At 60.3% G+C, this 16,857-nt stretch carries 19 protein-coding genes; 11 read left to right on the forward strand and 8 right to left on the reverse strand.

All coding sequences use genetic code 11. The features are described 5' to 3' along the window. The first annotated feature begins 85 nt into the window (after nt 1-85). The 3 genes from DXC99_RS02630 to dut are packed head-to-tail and all read left to right on the forward strand — an operon-like array spanning nt 86 to nt 1,478. Complete coding sequence (locus DXC99_RS02630; protein WP_158551612.1) at nt 86-535, forward strand: LysM peptidoglycan-binding domain-containing protein; 450 nt, start codon at nt 86-88, stop codon at nt 533-535. 51 nt (nt 536-586) lie between these two features. Next, entirely contained in the window at nt 587-1,030 is a 444-nt protein-coding gene (gene nrdR, locus DXC99_RS02635) for a transcriptional regulator NrdR (protein WP_022093781.1), read from the forward strand. A 4-nt stretch (nt 1,031-1,034) separates the two neighbouring features. After that, nucleotides 1,035-1,478, forward strand: coding sequence for a dUTP diphosphatase (dut, locus tag DXC99_RS02640; protein WP_117583185.1), 444 nt, complete (start codon nt 1,035-1,037; stop codon nt 1,476-1,478). Between the two features lie 393 nt (nt 1,479-1,871). Here dut and DXC99_RS02645 read toward each other — a convergent pair whose 3' ends face one another. Next, the gene (locus DXC99_RS02645; RefSeq protein ID WP_117583184.1) at nt 1,872-3,173 is read right to left on the reverse strand and encodes a glycosyltransferase; all 1,302 of its coding nucleotides are present in this window, start codon (nt 3,171-3,173) and stop codon (nt 1,872-1,874) included. Between the two features lie 118 nt (nt 3,174-3,291). Here DXC99_RS02645 and DXC99_RS02650 point away from each other — a divergent pair, with 118 nt between their 5' ends. Next, entirely contained in the window at nt 3,292-4,230 is a 939-nt protein-coding gene (locus tag DXC99_RS02650) for an NAD(P)/FAD-dependent oxidoreductase (protein ID WP_199408846.1), read from the forward strand. Between the two features lie 154 nt (nt 4,231-4,384). After that, on the forward strand, nt 4,385-4,996 hold the full coding sequence (locus DXC99_RS02655) for a DUF1836 domain-containing protein (RefSeq protein ID WP_187361898.1): 612 nt from the start codon (nt 4,385-4,387) through the stop codon (nt 4,994-4,996). A gap of 72 nt (nt 4,997-5,068) precedes the next feature. Here the strand turns inward: DXC99_RS02655 and DXC99_RS02660 are convergent, their stop codons facing one another. From DXC99_RS02660 to DXC99_RS02685, 6 genes are all read right to left on the reverse strand, one after another. Further along, the gene (locus tag DXC99_RS02660) at nt 5,069-5,935 is read right to left on the reverse strand and encodes a DegV family protein (RefSeq protein ID WP_117583182.1); all 867 of its coding nucleotides are present in this window, start codon (nt 5,933-5,935) and stop codon (nt 5,069-5,071) included. A gap of 178 nt (nt 5,936-6,113) precedes the next feature. Then, nucleotides 6,114-7,232, reverse strand: coding sequence for an NlpC/P60 family protein (locus DXC99_RS02665; protein WP_117583181.1), 1,119 nt, complete (start codon nt 7,230-7,232; stop codon nt 6,114-6,116). 32 nt (nt 7,233-7,264) lie between these two features. Next, entirely contained in the window at nt 7,265-7,795 is a 531-nt protein-coding gene (locus tag DXC99_RS02670) for an adenine phosphoribosyltransferase (protein ID WP_199408847.1), read from the reverse strand. 36 nt (nt 7,796-7,831) lie between these two features. Beyond that, complete coding sequence (locus DXC99_RS02675) at nt 7,832-8,716, reverse strand: MerR family transcriptional regulator (protein WP_117583179.1); 885 nt, start codon at nt 8,714-8,716, stop codon at nt 7,832-7,834. Between the two features lie 3 nt (nt 8,717-8,719). Beyond that, nucleotides 8,720-9,154: an FHA domain-containing protein gene (locus DXC99_RS02680; protein WP_199408848.1), complete on the reverse strand. Its 435-nt coding sequence runs from the start codon at nt 9,152-9,154 to the stop codon at nt 8,720-8,722. 66 nt (nt 9,155-9,220) lie between these two features. Further along, nucleotides 9,221-9,925 (reverse strand): CDP-alcohol phosphatidyltransferase family protein, encoded by a 705-nt coding sequence (locus DXC99_RS02685; protein ID WP_089573364.1) that lies wholly within the window; start codon nt 9,923-9,925, stop codon nt 9,221-9,223. A 396-nt stretch (nt 9,926-10,321) separates the two neighbouring features. On the opposite strand from DXC99_RS02685, the gene DXC99_RS02690 reads away from it, so the two are divergent. From DXC99_RS02690 to DXC99_RS02715, 6 genes are read left to right on the forward strand one after another with little or no spacing between them, the layout of a single operon-like run. After that, nucleotides 10,322-11,050, forward strand: a complete 729-nt coding sequence (locus DXC99_RS02690; protein WP_055250122.1) for a lantibiotic protection ABC transporter ATP-binding protein — start codon at nt 10,322-10,324, stop codon at nt 11,048-11,050. Continuing rightward, nucleotides 11,047-11,817 (forward strand): hypothetical protein, encoded by a 771-nt coding sequence (locus tag DXC99_RS02695; protein WP_117629184.1) that lies wholly within the window; start codon nt 11,047-11,049, stop codon nt 11,815-11,817. The genes DXC99_RS02690 and DXC99_RS02695 overlap by 4 nt, the downstream gene beginning before the upstream one ends. Nucleotides 11,818-11,822: 5 nt before the next feature. Beyond that, nucleotides 11,823-12,632 carry a lantibiotic ABC transporter permease gene (locus DXC99_RS02700; RefSeq protein WP_233505652.1) on the forward strand — a complete coding sequence of 270 codons (810 nt, stop codon included), beginning with the start codon at nt 11,823-11,825 and terminating at the stop codon, nt 12,630-12,632. Further along, nucleotides 12,625-13,026 carry a hypothetical protein gene (locus DXC99_RS02705; RefSeq protein WP_117629186.1) on the forward strand — a complete coding sequence of 134 codons (402 nt, stop codon included), beginning with the start codon at nt 12,625-12,627 and terminating at the stop codon, nt 13,024-13,026. The genes DXC99_RS02700 and DXC99_RS02705 overlap by 8 nt, the downstream gene beginning before the upstream one ends. A 44-nt stretch (nt 13,027-13,070) precedes the next feature. Further along, a complete protein-coding gene (locus DXC99_RS02710; RefSeq protein ID WP_117629187.1) occupies nt 13,071-13,733 on the forward strand; it encodes a response regulator transcription factor in 663 nt (220 codons plus the stop codon). Nucleotides 13,734-13,759: 26 nt separating this feature from the next. Then, a complete protein-coding gene (locus tag DXC99_RS02715; protein ID WP_117629188.1) occupies nt 13,760-15,157 on the forward strand; it encodes a sensor histidine kinase KdpD in 1,398 nt (465 codons plus the stop codon). A 4-nt stretch (nt 15,158-15,161) separates the two neighbouring features. Here DXC99_RS02715 and DXC99_RS02720 read toward each other — a convergent pair whose 3' ends face one another. Beyond that, nucleotides 15,162-15,365 (reverse strand): ribbon-helix-helix domain-containing protein, encoded by a 204-nt coding sequence (locus DXC99_RS02720; RefSeq protein ID WP_117629189.1) that lies wholly within the window; start codon nt 15,363-15,365, stop codon nt 15,162-15,164. Nucleotides 15,366-16,857 lie beyond the last annotated feature (1,492 nt).

Here is a 16,857-nt window from a genome sequence, read left to right on the forward strand (position 1 = left end):
CCGAACATTCGTTCTCGCGCTAGACATTTTTGTCCGCGCGGCTTGATAAAACTGTTCTCCGCAAAACACGCGAGAGGAGAACATGATGAACGTAACGAATATGGTCCAGGGAAACCTCGCCCTTAAGCTCGAGACGCCTGCAGAACCCACTTTTACGGTTGTTCAGGGTGGCCGCTCCGGCTTTCAGCCTTTGACCGTAAAGCCTGCGCGCAATCAGCAGGCTGTAGTCGCGCCGGCCCGCGTTGCCCCGAAGGTTCCGACGATTGTCGCCGTCGCCGTTGCGCTTACGCTCTTCTTTGTCCTCGCTATGTCGGTCTTTAGCGCTCGTCACGCCGCGTATGCCGAGTCCGTTTCCAACATTACCTACGAGACCATTCGCGTTCAGCCTGGCGATTCTCTTTGGTCGCTTGCCGAGGAATATCCAATCGAAGGCCTTTCCACGCAAGAGACTTCCGACATGATCCGTAGCGTCAATCATCTGGAGCATGGTTCGCTCGCCGCCGGTGCGCATCTTAAGGTTCCTGATCGTTCGTAATCATTATCGCGCTGCGCATGGTACCCTTGTTATCGTTTAAGAGGAGGTACCATGCGCTGTCCCAAATGCGGCAAGGCACATACCCGCGTCGTTGATTCCCGTATGCAGGAGTCAAATAACACCATTAAGCGTCGCCGCGAATGTTGCTCGTGTAACTACCGCTTTACAACGTTCGAGCGATGCGAGGACCCTATCGAGGTCATTAAGTCAGACGGAACCAAGCAGCGGTTCGATCGCAATAAGCTGCTCGTCGGCTTGATGCGAGCCACCATCAAGCGCGATATCGACACTAAGAAGCTCAATGAGATTATCGATGACATCGAGGTCGAGCTGCGCTCTCGCACGCTGACGGCCGTCACGTCCCATGAGTTGGGTGACATGGTGCTCAAGCGCTTGGCCAAGATCGACAAGGTTGCGTACATCCGCTTTGCCTCGGTCTACCGCGATTTCAAAGACGTCGATGAGTTTCTGCAAGAGCTCGACAAGCTAAGGTGATTCCATGTCCAACATTACCGTCAACATAAAGCGTCTCGATCCCACCGTCGAGCTTCCCAAATACGCCCATCCCACTGATGCCGGCTTGGATTTGCGCTCCAACGAGGACTGCGTCCTGAAGCCCTTCGAACGCCGTCTGGTCTCTACGGGGCTGGCCATCGCCCTGCCCGATGGCTACGCCGGCTTCGTCCAGCCCCGCAGCGGCTTGGCCATCAAGCAGGGCCTGTCTATAGTCAATACGCCGGGCCTCATCGACGCCCACTACCGAGGAGAACTCAAGGTTATCCTCATCAATCTGAATCCCTCCATTAACATTCAAATCAATAAAGGCGACCGCATAGCCCAACTCGTCATCCAAGAAGTCCCCACGGTCAACCTTATAGAAGTAGAAGAACTAGACGAAACCGACCGAGGCAAAGGAGGCTTCGGCTCCAGCGGCATCGCCTAGGGCGCTCGTATCCCTCCCGCCCGGGGCTTACCTATATCATTCCATGCTCAAACATTCTCGCGTCGCTTCGCTCGCTGCGAAACTGCGCGTGGAACGATATGTGTGAGAGGCAGGCGGGCGGTTACTCGCTTGAAACAATATTTACTTTTCTAGTAAGTCGATGCGATAAAGGGACGCCTCCTTTGTCGCATCGACTTACTGTATTTATATTTTCTGGTTCCCCTTTGCAGATTCTACTGGAGGGGAATCTGGTATAGCTGCTAGTACGTAAACGCAGCTTACCTGCGGGAGGCCCCTATATATCGTCCCACGCGCAGTTTCGCAGCGAAGCGAGAATGTTTGAGCATGGGATGATATATAGGGGCCTCCCGCAGGTAAGCGGACATTAAGACGCTACCTGATATGCGCAGGTTTTTCGCCCCAGTAGAAGCGGCAGAAGGCTCGTTTGCGCTTTTGGGGTTTGCCTACGAGCTCCATGGCGGCGATGGCTATGTCTTCGGCTGCGTGGGGGCGGCGTAGTACTTCGCCGTTGATGAGTAGGGCTTTGAGTGATTCGGGATGATCGTGCAAGTGACGTAGGGTAACGATGAGCTCTCGTGCGGTGGTGACATGCATGCTGGCGCCCATGCCGGTGAGCATGGTGGTGTTGGCCTTTTCCTGGCCATAGGACTTGCCCAGCAGGATCATCGGCAGGTGTGCGCACAGGCATTCGGTGACGGTGAGTCCGCCCGATTTGAGAATTGCCAGGTCGCAGCCGTGCATAAGCGCTGCCATATCATCGACATAGTCCAGAACCGTGACGTTTTCGAGCTTCATGGCGTCGAAGAGCGTTTTGAGGCGGGTGGCATATTCGGTGTCTTTGCCCGGCAAAAAGACAAAGTGCATGTCTTCGAAGCTGCGTAGGAAGGGGAGGGTGCGGTCCATCTCCGCGCGAAAGCGAACGTACGGTTGAGGCAAGCTGGCACCGGCCATTACCAGCACGACGGTCTTGTCGGTGGGGAGGTTGAACTTAGCTAGCTCTTCCTCGCGATCGTAATCCGTGTCGAATCCGGCGCGAATAGGAATGCCGGTAATGCGAATCTTTGTCTCGAGCACCTTGCGCGGACGCAGCGTTTCGGCCATAAATTCGTTGGCAACACAGAATAAATCGGTGTCCTTGTGGGGCCACCATCCCTCGACTTCGTAGTCGGTCGGTACGCAGATGACCGGATAATCGATACCCGTAATTACGCGGGCGCCCACGGCAACATTGGCTGCTGTGATGTGCGTTGCGACCACGGCTATGGGCCTGCGGCTACGAATATAATCGTTGAAGGCGGGGAACATAATTCTCGACCATGCCGTGCCACCACCCCAGAGCAGATGTCCCGTAAGCGTATATCGCCAGGTCAGGTCGTAAATGGGGCGCGTGGCTCCCGTAAAAGAAGCCGCGGTCTTATTGCCGTCGAATTTAATACGTCCAAAATCAAGGATATCGAGCACTTCAATCTCAACATCCTCGGGGATACCATTGGTGCCGCGGATGAGGTCGAATGCCTGCGCAATCGCATTTGCGGCGGCCTTGTGGCCCGAGCCAACCGAGGCGTGCACGATGGTCACGAGAGGTTTTTGCTGATCCAGGAGCGTGGTTTGCTCCGATTGGGGAGTGCTAAGCGTGAGCAGGGGAGCGTCGTCGCTCGTCTGCGTCTGATCCATCGATAACTCCCCTTCGACGTTGTAACACGGATTTATCATTGTAGTGCATGAGTGTCACGTTCACGTAAATTTGGGTATGAGCGCAAAGAACGACAACGTTTCGACGAGAGGACTCTTCATGATTACCGATCAGACAATCGATGTTGCGATTATCGGCGGCGGTCCCGCGGGTTATGCTGCCGCCATTTATGCGGCGCGCGCCAATCTTACGACAACCGTTCTTGAGCAGGGCATGTCCGGCGGACAGATTGCCACGAGCAACGAGATTGAGAATTATCCTGGCATTCCGCTGCTGAGCGGTGCCGAACTTGGTGAGCGGTTTCAACAGCATGCTGAAGGCCTGGGGGCTCAGGTTGAATGGAGTATGGTAACAGGCGTCGACTACGATGCCGATGCGGCTCAATTTACCATCCATCATGATATGGGTGACACAACGGCCAAGAGCGTCATTGCGTGCATGGGCGCCACACCGCGTCCTGCGGGTTTTGTTGGCGAGGACACGTATCGCGGTCGTGGCGTTTCGTATTGCGCAACATGTGACGGTATGTTCTTCCGCGGCAAGCAGGTCTTTGTTATCGGAGGCGGCAATTCAGCATGCGAGGAGGCGCTGTTCCTTTCCGACATTGCCAGCAGCGTGACCATCGTGCTGCGTCGCGATCAGTTCCGTGCACCCGAGGGCGTTGTGAATAAGGTGCTTGCAAAGGACAACATTTCAGTTAGGTACCAAACTAGTATTGTTAAGCTTTCTGGTGAAGCGATGCCCACAACCATTACGTTCAAGGACAATGCGACTGGTGAAATGCACACTGAGTCCTTTGAACCTGGCTCATTTGGCATCTTTGTCTTTACGGGGACGCAGCCGCATACCGAGCTGGTTGAGCATCTCGTCGATCTGGCTCCCGACGGCGGCATTGTCACCGACGATTCGATGGCTACCCGTACGCCCGGCTTATTCGCAGCCGGCGATATCCGTTCCAAGCGTTTACGCCAGGTTGTGACCGCCGTTTCGGACGGAGCCATAGCGGCAACCAGCTCATACGCTTTCCTACGCGGATAAGTACGATAATATATCTTATGTAAGGTTGCTATCTTTACACAAAGTGGTTGGACGGTGCATCAATGTGCTGTCCAACCACTTTTACTTGGCGACTATGTGGTATGCAAAACTAGATAACCTAGAATACAATATAGAAAACGAACGGAGGCCTCTTATGAACCACGCTAAACATGTTATCCCGATGTCCGATACGTCGGTCAGCATTAAGCCTGAGGATATTCAGCCGACGGTTCTGCCGGATGCATTTATTCAGTCCGATATGGTGGGTAAACTCAACGCGTTGAGCCTGCCACGCTATGACCAGCTGCCCAACGTAACGCTCTATCGCGATCAGGTCATTGAGTATGTTGCACTGTGGATGGAGCCGCTTTCCATTTGCGTAGAGCAGCCCGTTATAACGCCGTCGATGATCAATAACTATGTGAAGGTCGGCCTCGTTCCTGCTCCCGTTAAAAAGCAGTATGGCCGTGAGCAGATTGCGCGTCTCATCGCCATTTGTATCTTTAAGCAGGTGCTGCCCATCGCAGCGGTTCAGGCGCTCTTTAATATTCAGCGCTTGAGCTACGACGCTCCGACGGCTTTCGATTATGTTGTCGATCAGCTCGAGGCATCGATTCGTGCGGCGTTTTCTGTTGAGCAGACTCCCGTGCCCGATACCGCACATCAGGTTACGCGCGAATCGCTGCTCGTGCGCAGTGCGGTATCGTCCTTCGTTTCGAAGGCGTATCTGATGAGCTATCTCAAGTTCAATGGGTTTAATAGCTAACCGAGGTATAAGACGGGCGGGATAAAGAGCCAATGGCTCCTTATCCCGCCCGTACGTTTGTCTAGTTGGATATTATCGGCCCGACGCCACGCCCATACCGTAGCCGATAATGAGGCCGTGCATCTCGGCATAGTATGAATCTAGCCCGTTACAGGGCATGATAATCGTCTTGGAGCCGGGCCAATGCTCCGCAATGCGGCTGGCAAGCGCCTGAGCGCCCGCCTCATTCTCGACATGGTCGATAACGACCTCGCCGCCGGTAAAGCCTTCGGCCTCCATGGTGTCGACAATCTTGGTGAGCATCTTCTTTTCGCCGCGGGTGTGCCCAACGAGTTCAATTTTGCCCGCTTCGCTCGCCGTGCCCAAAATGCGGATATTGAGCTTGTTGGCAATGACGCCGGCTGCCTTAGGGATACGTCCGGCTTTGGCCAGGTTTTCGTAATTGCACAAGCTGAAGAGGATTTTGCTGTTCTGCTCAAGGCTATCGAAGTATGCGCAAGCGTCCTCGAATGAGACATCCGGATTGCTTGCAAGATAGCGGTCGAACAGCAAGAAAATGAGGTCCATTTTGCCGCCAGCTGCGCGCGAATTGACAAGATGAATATTGCGGTCCGGTTCCTCGGCAAGAACCATATCGCGAGCCGTGGCTGCTGCGTTGTAGCTGCCCGACACGCCCTCAGAGATTGGCATGCAGATGGTCTTGTCTGCCAATTTGAAGAGCTCGGCCCACTCCCCTACGCTGGGACAAGCGCTCGAAGAAGCGTTCGTCTCCGCCTGAACAGCGCAGTTGAGCTCATGAACATCGAGCGAAAGGTCATCGATGAATTCACGCTCCCCCACTCGAATTTTGAGGGGTGCGAATGCAAAGGTGGTACGGGGTGCAGTCGGTTGCCAATCGCGAAGATTGCAGCTCGAATCGGAGATAAGTGCCCAGCTCATTGAGGGTCCTTTCTAATTGTTCCTCAACAATTATAGCCGTCTTTCTCATAAATTGAACGGCTATCTAGTTTTGAATACTAGATAGCCGTTCTGTTCATAAGGCAAACGGTAGGCGCAAAAAGAATGGGCCTCGTGACTCAAGATCGCGAGGCCCACGTTCGTTCGCTGTAGTAATAAATTAGTAGCGTACGAAGATGTAGTTGTTGTTCATACCGGCTGCAACGGAGCTGATGATAACGCCGGTTTTGTAGTCGGAAGCATGGATCATCTGACCATTACCGATATAGATGCCGGTATGGTAGGAGTTAACCACAACATCGCCGGGTTGCGGATCGGACACACGGGTCCAACCCATGAAGGTGCCGGTGGTGCCCAGGCGGCAGTAGCGGCCCGTGAGGCAATAGCTTACAAAACCGGAGCAGTCAAAGCTGTTCGGTCCAATGCCGCCCCAGGAATAAGCGTATCCGAGCTTGCTGTAGGCGCGCGAAACAACGGTACCGCCGTCAACGGACTGGCTCGGTGCGGAAGGCGTCGGAGTCGGAGCGGGCGTCACGGGCTGCGGCGTGGGAGCAGGAGCCGGAGCGGGCGCGGGCGTGTTGCCGCCGTTGTTGGTCGTTCCGCCACCATTGTTGGTGTTCTCGGTCGTAACGGCGGTGTCGTTGCTCACCGTGGCCTTTTCGGCAGTACTGGCATTTATGCCAGCCTGCAGCGCGGCGTTGGCCTCGGCCTCGGCGGCAAGCTCGGCTTGCAGCTGAGAATCCAGGGAGTTCACGACGCTCTGGGCCTCAGCCTGCTGGGCATTGAGCTCGTCGACCTTCTTCTGCGTCGCGGCTACGTTCTTCTCCTGCTCGGTCTGCTTATCGGTGAGCTGCTGCTTAAGGTCCTTGACATCCTGAATGGTCTGGGCCTGCTTGTCGGACACCTTGCCGTAGTAGAAGAGACGGTTGAGCATGTCGCCCAGATCGTCGACGCCCGTCAAAACCTGAAGCAGGCTCAGACCGCCGGTCTTGTACTCACCGGCAACGTAGTTAGAGAGCTTGGCCTGGCCTTCGGCGATCTCTTGCTGCTTTTGCGTGATCTCGCCTGCAGTCTGATCAAGCTCCTGCGTCTGTGCGGAGAGTTCTTCATGAATTTGCTGGGTTTGCGTGCCGATCTGCTCGAGCTTGGTACGAGCAGCGGCAAGGTCGGATGCGGTATCGGCGTAGGCCGGAGCCACGAGGCCCAGGCCCAAAACACAAGCGAGGGTTGCCGTAGCAGCGCAGCGTGCCATGTTTCTGTGCGTGTTTGCTGTGCGCATGGAGCTTCCTTTCCGGTATCTAAGGGTAGCGGCTAGTCCACCGTTACCAGGCTAAAGAGCTCAATGTCCTCGTTAGAAGGCGTGAGCTTCTTGCGCGGGTTGAGAAACGCAAGCTCAAGGATACAACCGTAACCCACAAGCTTCGCGCCCATATCTCGCACCAGTTTACCTGTTGCCTCGACGGTTCCGCCCGTCGCGACCAAGTCGTCCAGAATCAACACGGTATCTTTAGAGCTGATAGCATCGGCGTGAATCTCGATAGAATCCGTTCCATACTCGAGCTCGTAGCTCTCGCTGACCGTCTTGCGCGGCAGTTTACCCGGCTTACGTGCGGGAACAAAGCCGGCACCCAGGGCGACGGCCACGGGAACGCCGACCATAAAGCCGCGGGCCTCGGGTCCTACGACCTTGGTAATGCCCATGTCGGCAAAATGCTCGGCCAGGGCATCCACCATGGCCTTCAGGGCCTCGGGATTGCCAAAGAGCGGCGTGATGTCCTTAAAGACGACTCCGGGCTCGGGATAGTCGGGGATATCGACGATATGAGATTCGAAGTCGTACATGGCGTGACCTTTCATGGATTGCCGGGTGGACGGCGGTTATTTACCCGTGTTAGCAGACGAGCTATGCGAGGGGACGACGACCTTGGACGGCTGCACGAGCGACTCCTCGTGCGCGGCAACCGCGGGGACGCTTGCCCCATCGCTTTTGGCCTTGGTGGACTCGGAGCGAGCGATTTCCTCATCGAGTGCATCGATATCGGCATCCTCGACCACGGCGTTGAGCGACTCAAAGACACGGTTCTTAAGTAGCGCGGTATGCACACCCTCGGTGAGGTCGTGCAGTTTCTTAAAAGCGCGCTCGAGCTTGGCGTCGCGCTCGTCATCGGAGGTATCCATGCCGAGCATGCTCACGAGAACCTGCTCAAACATCGAAGATTCGCGGTTTGCCGACGATACGTACTGACGCAGGTTGCGCGGCTCAATGTGGAAGCGCGACAGCTCCGAGCAGTAACGGATAATCGGGAAATCTCGGCCATCGACGAGCTCACGGTTCTGCGGGCTCTTGATGATGCGGATAAGATCGTTCTCGGCAAGGGAGCGGATAAACGAAATCTCAACACCGAGCATGTCGGGGATCGTCTCGATGGGATGCAGCTTTTGCTTGGTCTCCTTGGGCTCCGTCTTAAGCGGAACATCGGACAGAAGACCCACCTCGTAAGCCAAAGTGGACAGGTCCGTGGCGTTTTCCAAGCGCTGCTTAATCACGTTGAGCGGCATGTAGCGGGTCTTCTGCAAGTGCAGGATGACCTCCAGGCGATCAACGTCCTCCTTAGAGTACTGACGGTATCCCTTAGGCGTACGATGAGGGGTAATGAGCCCCTCATCTTCTAGAAATCTAATTTTTGAGTTCGAAAGATCGGGGTATGCGCCTCGAAGTAGGTTGACGACTTGGCCGATACTCAGATAGTTGCGTTCGGCCATGCCCTACTCACCGGTTTCGATGCGCTCCGGCGTGCTCTCGTGGTAGATGAGCGTAAACGTACCGATCTGGACGGAAGAACCGTCGTGCAGCGGGGCTGCATTGACGATGGCACCGTCGACCCAGGTGCCATTGAGCGAGCCCAAGTCCTCGATGCGAGCGCCGAGGCCCTCGCGGATAATGCGCGCGTGGCTGCGCGATACGGTCATGTCATTGAGGAAGATGCCGTTCGCAGGATCGCGGCCGATGGTGGTCACGTCGTCCTCGAGCTCAAAGGCGGCACCAGTCTGCGGACCCTTGACGATGGACAGAACGGGGGCGGTGATGCGCACGTTGGCCATGAGGTCGGGAACGGTGACGTCGCTTGAAGGCACGCGGAATACGCAGGTAGCGTCAGCAGTCTTATCATTCTGAGCCATATTGTTTACCATGTTGTCCATGACAACCCCTAACTTATCGCGGACGTGCCGCAAATAATGAACCGTACGTAATCATACCCCAACGAATCAGTCTTCGATTTCAGGGTTCAGAAAGTCGATGTCCTCGTCTTCGGGATGCGCGAGAGCCTGTTTAATGGCCACTCCGCCCTTAATGGAATAGATGACAGCCGTGAGCATGGAGAAGATCACGCCGCCGTACACAAAGAAGATGCCGAGGGGCACCGAGCTTCCGTTGAGGCCCGGGAAGGCCGTAAGGGTTGAAGGTAAAAGATGCAGGCCGTCAATAACGGGGAACCCGAGCAGCATGAGCGAGAAGCCGGTCATGAGCAGTGCAGTGGCAATCTTTCCGGGAAAGACGACATCGATGGGGCGACGGTGATAATGACGCACGATAAGCGTGCCGATGCCCAGATAGATGTCGCGGCCAATAATGAGCACGCAGACCCAGATTGGCAGCTCTCCGCGAACCACCAGCCCAAGTACGCCGGTGAACAGCAGCGCACGGTCGCAGATGGGATCCATGACCTTGCCGAGCCACGAGACCGTCTTGGTCATGCGGGCGATCTGACCGTCCATCCAGTCGGTGGAGGCGGCAACGGCGTAGATAACGATGGCGATGACGCGGTTGTTATCCGTCACAAACAGGTACAGAAATACCAGGGTGAGGATCAGGCGCGTAAAGGTGATGAAATTGGAGATCGTAAAGATCTTATTCGACGGGTAATCGGAAGTGCCGATAAGCTCCTTTTTGATCTTCTTTTTGATGCCCACAGGACTCCCCCGCTGGTTAACGACAAAACTTTCGATACTATACCCGTTCCGGCGATGTCTATCCAGCGTAAGCATAGAGAGTCCAGACATATGGAGGATGCTACTGGGTTGTGCGGCATTCTGCATTTGTGTACATCAGCCTCCAAATATGACATTTTTCGGCATCTTTGATGGCTGATGTACACGTTTTGATTCGGTGATTACATCGATCGGGAAAGTTGTTGCCTTAAGCAAATTAATCATGATGTGCGGGTCGAGAAGGGTTGGCGCCAAAAGAGCCCAACGGCCGTTACGGCTTCGTTAGAAACACGCCCCACCATGGATGGTGAACCCGAAAGGTAAGGCGCGCGGGCACGGTGACTCGGCCCGCGCTCCCGGAAGAGAAAGGATAAACCCATGGGTTACATGCTCGAGACGCGCGGGCTCACCAAGCGCTTTGGCCGCGGCGACCAGGCGCAGGACGCCGTGGCCGACGTGAGCCTTCATATCCGCGAGGGCGAGGTGTACGGGCTGCTCGGTCCCAACGGCGCCGGCAAGTCGACAACGCTCAAGATGATCTGCGGGATGCTGCGGCCGACGGCCGGGGAGATCCTCTTTGCCGGGCACGCCTGGCGCCGCGAGGACCTCTACGCAATCGGCAGCCTCATCGAGGAGGCGCCGCTCTACCCCAACCTCACCGCGCGCGAGAACCTGCGCGTGCGCACCACGCTGCTGGGCCTTCCCGAGAGCCGCATAGATGAGGTGCTCGCCGCCGTGGACCTCGCGGACACCGGGAAGAAGCGCGCCGGGCGCTTCTCGATGGGGATGCGGCAGCGCCTGGGGCTCGCGCTGGCGCTGATCGCCCGGCCACGCCTGCTCGTGCTCGACGAGCCCACCAACGGGCTCGACCCCATCGGCATCGAGGAGCTGCGCGACCAGATCCGCGGCTTCGCGGCGGCGGGTACGACGGTAATCGTCTCGAGCCACATCCTCTCCGAGGTGCAGCAGATGGCGGACACCATCGGCATCATCTGCGGGGGGCGCCTCGCCTACGAGGATGCGCTTCGGCCCGGGCAGGACCTCGAGGAACTCTTCATGAGCTTCTGTCGGGAAGGGCGACGAGCGCGCGGGGAGGTGGCGGCATGACGGGTGAGAAAGGCGGCCTGCTCGCGGCCCTGCGCGCCGAGGCCCTGAAGTCGCGCCACGCGGCACCGGTTCGCCTGGCCGTGCTCATGGCGCTGCCGATGCCGCTGCTCGGCGCGATGCCCTACCGGGGCGTGCAGATCTTCAGCGCGTGGAACTACTGGTACGCGCTCTTCCTGCCCGTGTGTCTCTCGCTCGTGGTGGCGTGCGTCGCGCGGGCGGACGCTCGCACGCGGATGCGGGGGCTTCTGGGCCTGGGCTTCCCGCTCGGGCGCGCCTGGTGGGCCAAGGCGCTCTGGTGCCTCGCGCTCTGCACGCTCTCGAACCTCGTGGTCTTCGGCATCTACCTCGCGGGATCGGCGTTCTCCTCGCAGGGCCTCACGGCCGCGGGCACGCTCACGATGCTCCTCTGCGCGCTCGTCAACACGGTGACCGCGGCGTGGATGATCCCCGCAGGGCTCTTCCTCACGGCGCGGCTCGGCATGCTCGCGGGCATCTTCTGCCCGCTCGTCGCGCAGCTCGTGGGTGGGTTCGCCTGGTCGTTGGTGCCGTTGCCGCAGCTCTTTCCGCCGTCGGCGAGCATGGTCATCCCCACGAGCTTCATCCCCGTGCTGCCGAGCGGCGAGCCACTCGCGGCGGACATGGCGCTCGGCGGGGCGCTCGCGGCGGACGGCATGCTCACGCTGGCGGGCCTTGCGGTCAGCGCGCTCGCGTTCGCCGCGCTCACGGCGGCGGGTGCGGCCTGGTTCGCGCGCTCCGAGGAGAGGTGATGGCCATGTCACGAATCTCCGACCCGACGCCGCGCATGACCCTCTCGCGGGCCCTGCTCTCCGAGGCCCTGCGCCTGGCGCGCTCCCCGCTCACGGCGGTGCACCTCGTCTGCGGCCTGGCGGCCGGTCTTGCCTGCGGCGAGTACTTCTCCGTAGCCCGATGGGACCCGGCGTTGGGCGCGGACGCCTACGTCCAGTTCCTTGGCGCCCTCATGCCGCTCATGTCCGCCATCGTCTGCGGACTTGCCGTGGACGAGGAGCGCGCTGCCGGGCGCCTCGCCAACCTCATGGCGGTCCCCTCGCGCGGGCGCGCCGTCGCGGCGAAGCTGCTCGCCCTTGCGGCGCTCGGCGCCGCCGCGCTGGCCGTGGCGCTCGGCGTGTTCGGGGCCGTGCTCGCCGTCGCCGGGCGCCTGCCGCTCGGGCCCGCTCCGTTTGCGGCCGCGTGGGCGGGCATCGTGCTGGGCAGCCTGCCCCTCTACGCGCTGTGGCTCGGCGTGGCCCTGCGCCTCGGCCGCAACGCCGCCATCGGCGCCGGAGCTGCGGGGGTGCTCCTCGCGTTCTTCTCGGTGGGCGGACTTGCGCACGGCCTCATGACCGGCGAGCTCTCCGGTGCCCTGGCGACGCCCCTGTGCTGGGTGCCGCTCGCCTGGCCCGCGCGCCTGGGGTCTCTCGGGGTTGAGGCCTTCATCGACGCCGCACGCGCGGCGGGCCCACTCCTCACGACTGCGCTCGCTGGCCTCGTGCTCACCCTGGCAGCCGACGCCGTCCTTCTCGCCTGGTTCTGCCGCTTCGAGGACGGGAGGGCAGATGCGTAGAAAGCCGCTCGCCGCCATGCTCGTCCTCCTCTCCGCAGCGCTCGTCCTGGGCGGGAATGCCCTGCTCGACGCCGACTGGGGGTCGGCGCTGCGCTCGATCGCCGACCGCGTGCTGCCCAACCCTGAGATCGCCATGTGGGCGCCCGAGCCCGAGCCCGGCAGCCACTTGAGCTCCTACGCCGACGCCACCGGGGCGGGGGCAAACTACGTCTACCTGGTGGACGCGGCGGATGACAGGGGCAATGTCCGAGAGCTCCAGCTCATCTTCTTCGGGCGGGAGTCGGACGGCGAGGGCTGGCTCGAGATCGAGGCGCGCGGCGGCTCGGGCGTGCGCTACCGCGCGTGCGACGCGGCCGAGGCGCCCGAGGCTGCGCGCGGGGCTCTGGACCGCTGAGTGCGGCGCTAGTACAATTCCGACGAGAGTTTCAGGAGGTCAACATGGCGAGGATACTGGCAGTGGATGATGAACGGGCGATCCTCGACGCGCTCGCGCGCGTCCTCGGCCGCGACGGCCATGAGGTCGTCAGGGCGGCGGACCCGACGGCGGTCCCGGGGATGGACCTCTCGCGCTTCGACCTCGTGCTCTGCGACGTCATGATGCCGGGGCTCGACGGCTTCGAGCTCGTGCGGCAGATCCGTCCGGACTTCGACGGGCCCATCGTCTTCCTGACCGCGCGCGTGGCCGAGGAGGATGCCGTGGCCGGCTACGGCCTGGGCGCCGACGACTACGTCCGCAAGCCCTTCGGGGCCGCGGAACTGCGCGCCAAGGTCGTGGCCCATCTACGCCGTGAGCGCCGGCCGCGCTCGCACGCCCTCTCCTTCGGGGAGGTGCGGATCGACCTCGGGGCGCGCGACCTCGCCGTGGGCGGCGAGGCCGTGCCGCTCACGCCTACCGAGTACGCCATCTGCGAGTACCTCGCCCGCCACCCCGGGCAGGTCATGAGCCGCGCGCAGATCCGCGAGGCGGTGCTCGGCTGGGAGAGCGACGCCGACGACGCGGCCATATCCATGCAGGTCAGCCGCGCCCGGAGGAAACTCTCCGAGGCCGGTGCCGATCCGATCGCGACCGTCTGGGGGATGGGGTACAAGTGGCAGCTCTAAGGACCGGGGCGCGAGGTCGCGGGGGCATGCCGCTCTCCTTCGTCATCGCGCGCTACTTCGCCTACGCGTTCGCGGCGGTCGCCACGGCGTGGCTCGCCTCGTTCATGGCGCTCTCCGCGGCGATCAACGCGGGCTTCGTCTACGAGGCAAGCTGGGGGCCGGCCAATGTGCGCGAGGTCGCGGAGGGCCTGGCACGCGACGGCGTCTGCGGACAGCAGGACGTGCCGACGGCGTACCGCTACCTCATCCTGAATAAGGACGGATACGTGCTGATGACAGACCTCGATGGCACGCGGCTCGAGGACGCGACGGAAATGGCCCGTGCGGCACTCGCCGCGGATCCGGGCACAGTGGAGATCGAGGGCGGGGGCTCGGGCCTCACCTACGCCGCGTTCCCGCTCAAGGGCGGCGGGGCCTGCGCACTCGTCAGCGAGTACCTGCCGCAGTGGGTCTCGCGCGATCTCGCCAGCCTGCTTCCCAATCCGCAGAACCTCATGCTCGTCGGCGCCGCTGTGGGAAGCGCGCTCGCGCTCGCGCTCGTGGCGCGCCGTGCGAGCCGCGTGATCTCGCGCAAGATGGCGCCGCTCGCGGAGGCGGCGGGGCGCGTCGGCGCGGGGGAGCTCGACTTCGCGGTCGGCAGCACCAACGTGCGTGAGGTGAACGACGTCCTCGCCGCGATGGACGCCATGCGGGCCTCCCTCGCCGAGTCGCTCGAGGCCCGCTGGGCCGCGGAGCGGGGGCAGCGCGAGCAGATGGCGTCGCTCGCCCACGACCTCAAGACGCCGCTCACCGTGCTGCGCGCCAACGCCGACTTCGTGGCGGAGGAGCTGGAAGACGAGAAAGACGCCGACCTCGCGGCCGCCGCGCGCGACATAGCCGGCAGTGTCGAAAGGCTTGACGGCTACGTGCGCCTGCTCATCGAGGCGTCGCGCGGGTCCGGCGGGGCGGAGAGGGCCCCCATGCGGCCGGCCGAGCTCTGCGAACAGGTCCTCGCCGAGGCCGCCCAGATCGCCCGGGCGCGAGGCGTGACGCTCGACGCAGCCACGGGCCCCGCTGTCGCGGGCGCGCCCGAGGCCCCACTCGACCGAACCACCCTGGCGCGAGCCGCCGCGAACCTCGTGGCCAACGCCGCCGAGCACGCGCGCTCGCGCGTGGTGGTCTCCTGCGACGTCGCTGGTGGATACCTCGTCATCGAGGTCGCCGATGACGGACCGGGCTTTTCTCCCGCCGCCCTCGAACGCGGCTGCGAGCGCCTCTTCACAGACGACTCCTCTCGCTCCTCGCGCGACGGAGGCCGCCATTACGGGCTCGGCCTCCACGTCGCCTCCGAGGCCGCGAGCGCCCACGGGGGCTCCGTCTCGCTCGCCAACAGCCCCTCGGGCGGCGCGGTGGCCACCATCGCGGTCCCCCTGTGCGGGGCCTGACGAATCAGGCCCCGCACACTGGCATGCCTCGCAACCAAACGCCTCCCGAATAATTCATGAGGCCGTACTCGTATTCGAGCCTGTCTATCTCCGCGGCGAGGGCCTCCGTCATGTAGAAGGTTTTCGTGCGGCCCGTCGACTTCGCCAGGTGGTCGTACCTGTTCGAGAGGTCCTCGGGGATTCTCAGGACTGCGGTGGCGGTTGCCATGATGCACCTCCCGGTTAGATGCAATACGTGTATTACATTCTGTCACATCACCCGCACCGGCGTACGGCCGCATCTGCTCTTTTACCTTACATTATGTCAACCGGCCCATGGTCGGCTTATTCAGCCGGATTAAATCAAGCATTAAATCAATCCAGACCTATAAGGGGCGGCGGAAATCCATTGAGGAATGAGGGCGCCGTCCCTAGGTCGGCTCCTCGATGGCCGCGGCTGAATTCCCCTGCCATCGTCTGCGTGGGTTCCGGCACGGGGTTCTGGCACTGCTCGAGTGGGGCACAAGGCTCGGCTGTCGGTCGTGCCGGACGGCATACGTTTTGAGACCGGCAAGCTGTTGCCGGCTCGAGGACAGCGGCCCGGTGCACCGGGCCGATCGATAGAGGACTCAGGTTCACAGCGCAGTTTCTTGGGGCTCGCATATATAGGAAGACTTGATCGGCAATCGATTTTAATGAAGTCGACAGCGCGTGTCAGAGCTTTCAACAAACCGCAGGTAAATCCGTGTACCAAAAATTGGTACACGGATTTACCTGCGATGTTCATGCTTGGTCAAAAGCCCATCAAGCGATATATTCATTATTTTAATGCGCGCGCCTGAGCTTTTGGCTGAAGTGGCAGTCCGACCGCCGGCAGGCGGCCACGCTATGTCCAAAGGCCACGCCTACTCCCAGTGCCCGGCTACGTCGACGACCCAGTGCTGCCCGTCGAGTTCCTGCCGCAGGGCTACATCAGGGACGTCTTATTGGGGGACGACCACATGGAACCCCGGGAGATCAAGCTGTACGGCTGATCCATCCGTCAACAACATGTCAAAGCCCCAAAACCCAACAGGATCGCGAACGAGGGGATGAATTGACCGCCCGGGTATTTGCGCCCGGGCGGTCAATTTTATCAACCATGGGTGCGATTCTGTGAGGCCATTTTTCTGGCATCCGCCGTTTGCTCCGGTCTCAACGCACCCATCGACCGTTCAGTTATCTTTGCGAACGCGACCACGTGCGCATTTGTCGAACAATCAAATGTCCGACAATGTCTGACGGAGCTGTCAGACATTCACGCACGAACAGGTGAGCTTCGCGAGCGATTGTAGGCAACTAGTAGCCCCAGCTGCGTCTTTAGCGCAGGTTCGACGTCTGACATCTTGAATGTCTGACGTTGAACGAAGCTGGTTGATAACAAGCAGGTGGAATAAACATGGAGCCCGACACCTCTCGCGCAATCGGCGCGCGGCAAGGGTCTGGCCCATCTCATATGTTGCCAACGCTAACGGTGAACCTGAGCGCCCGGGCACATTCTTTGTTGGCTGAAACCGGCATAGCAACTAGCGGAAGGCATCATCGAAGGAGTGTGCTGGAAAGCACCCGTCTCCTTAACTGTTAGAAATGCAAGTTAATAATCTACGTGGTCAATATAATACCGTTGAACCCGCATATCGATACCGCTCAGCCATTCGCCTCGCCCCCGTCGCACGTATCTT

Origin of the sequence: Collinsella sp. TF10-11AT (assembly GCF_003437565.1) — a bacterium.
Taxonomy (GTDB): domain Bacteria; phylum Actinomycetota; class Coriobacteriia; order Coriobacteriales; family Coriobacteriaceae; genus Collinsella.

Bases quoted from the DNA above. Each gene is read 5' to 3' on its own strand.
- DXC99_RS02630 (WP_158551612.1), top strand. From the start codon at position 86: ATGAACGTAACGAATATGGTCCAGGGAAACCTCGCCCTTAAGCTCGAG.
- nrdR (WP_022093781.1), top strand. From the start codon at position 587: ATGCGCTGTCCCAAATGCGGCAAGGCACATACCCGCGTCGTTGATTCC.
- dut (WP_117583185.1), top strand. From the start codon at position 1,035: ATGTCCAACATTACCGTCAACATAAAGCGTCTCGATCCCACCGTCGAG.
- DXC99_RS02645 (WP_117583184.1), bottom strand. From the start codon at position 3,173: ATGGATCAGACGCAGACGAGCGACGACGCTCCCCTGCTCACGCTTAGC.
- DXC99_RS02650 (WP_199408846.1), top strand. From the start codon at position 3,292: ATGATTACCGATCAGACAATCGATGTTGCGATTATCGGCGGCGGTCCC.
- DXC99_RS02655 (WP_187361898.1), top strand. From the start codon at position 4,385: ATGAACCACGCTAAACATGTTATCCCGATGTCCGATACGTCGGTCAGC.
- DXC99_RS02660 (WP_117583182.1), bottom strand. From the start codon at position 5,935: ATGAGCTGGGCACTTATCTCCGATTCGAGCTGCAATCTTCGCGATTGG.
- DXC99_RS02665 (WP_117583181.1), bottom strand. From the start codon at position 7,232: ATGCGCACAGCAAACACGCACAGAAACATGGCACGCTGCGCTGCTACG.
- DXC99_RS02670 (WP_199408847.1), bottom strand. From the start codon at position 7,795: ATGTACGACTTCGAATCTCATATCGTCGATATCCCCGACTATCCCGAG.
- DXC99_RS02675 (WP_117583179.1), bottom strand. From the start codon at position 8,716: ATGGCCGAACGCAACTATCTGAGTATCGGCCAAGTCGTCAACCTACTT.
- DXC99_RS02680 (WP_199408848.1), bottom strand. From the start codon at position 9,154: ATGGACAACATGGTAAACAATATGGCTCAGAATGATAAGACTGCTGAC.
- DXC99_RS02690 (WP_055250122.1), top strand. From the start codon at position 10,322: ATGGGTTACATGCTCGAGACGCGCGGGCTCACCAAGCGCTTTGGCCGC.
- DXC99_RS02695 (WP_117629184.1), top strand. From the start codon at position 11,047: ATGACGGGTGAGAAAGGCGGCCTGCTCGCGGCCCTGCGCGCCGAGGCC.
- DXC99_RS02700 (WP_233505652.1), top strand. From the start codon at position 11,823: ATGTCACGAATCTCCGACCCGACGCCGCGCATGACCCTCTCGCGGGCC.
- DXC99_RS02705 (WP_117629186.1), top strand. From the start codon at position 12,625: ATGCGTAGAAAGCCGCTCGCCGCCATGCTCGTCCTCCTCTCCGCAGCG.
- DXC99_RS02710 (WP_117629187.1), top strand. From the start codon at position 13,071: ATGGCGAGGATACTGGCAGTGGATGATGAACGGGCGATCCTCGACGCG.
- DXC99_RS02715 (WP_117629188.1), top strand. From the start codon at position 13,760: ATGCCGCTCTCCTTCGTCATCGCGCGCTACTTCGCCTACGCGTTCGCG.
- DXC99_RS02720 (WP_117629189.1), bottom strand. From the start codon at position 15,365: ATGGCAACCGCCACCGCAGTCCTGAGAATCCCCGAGGACCTCTCGAAC.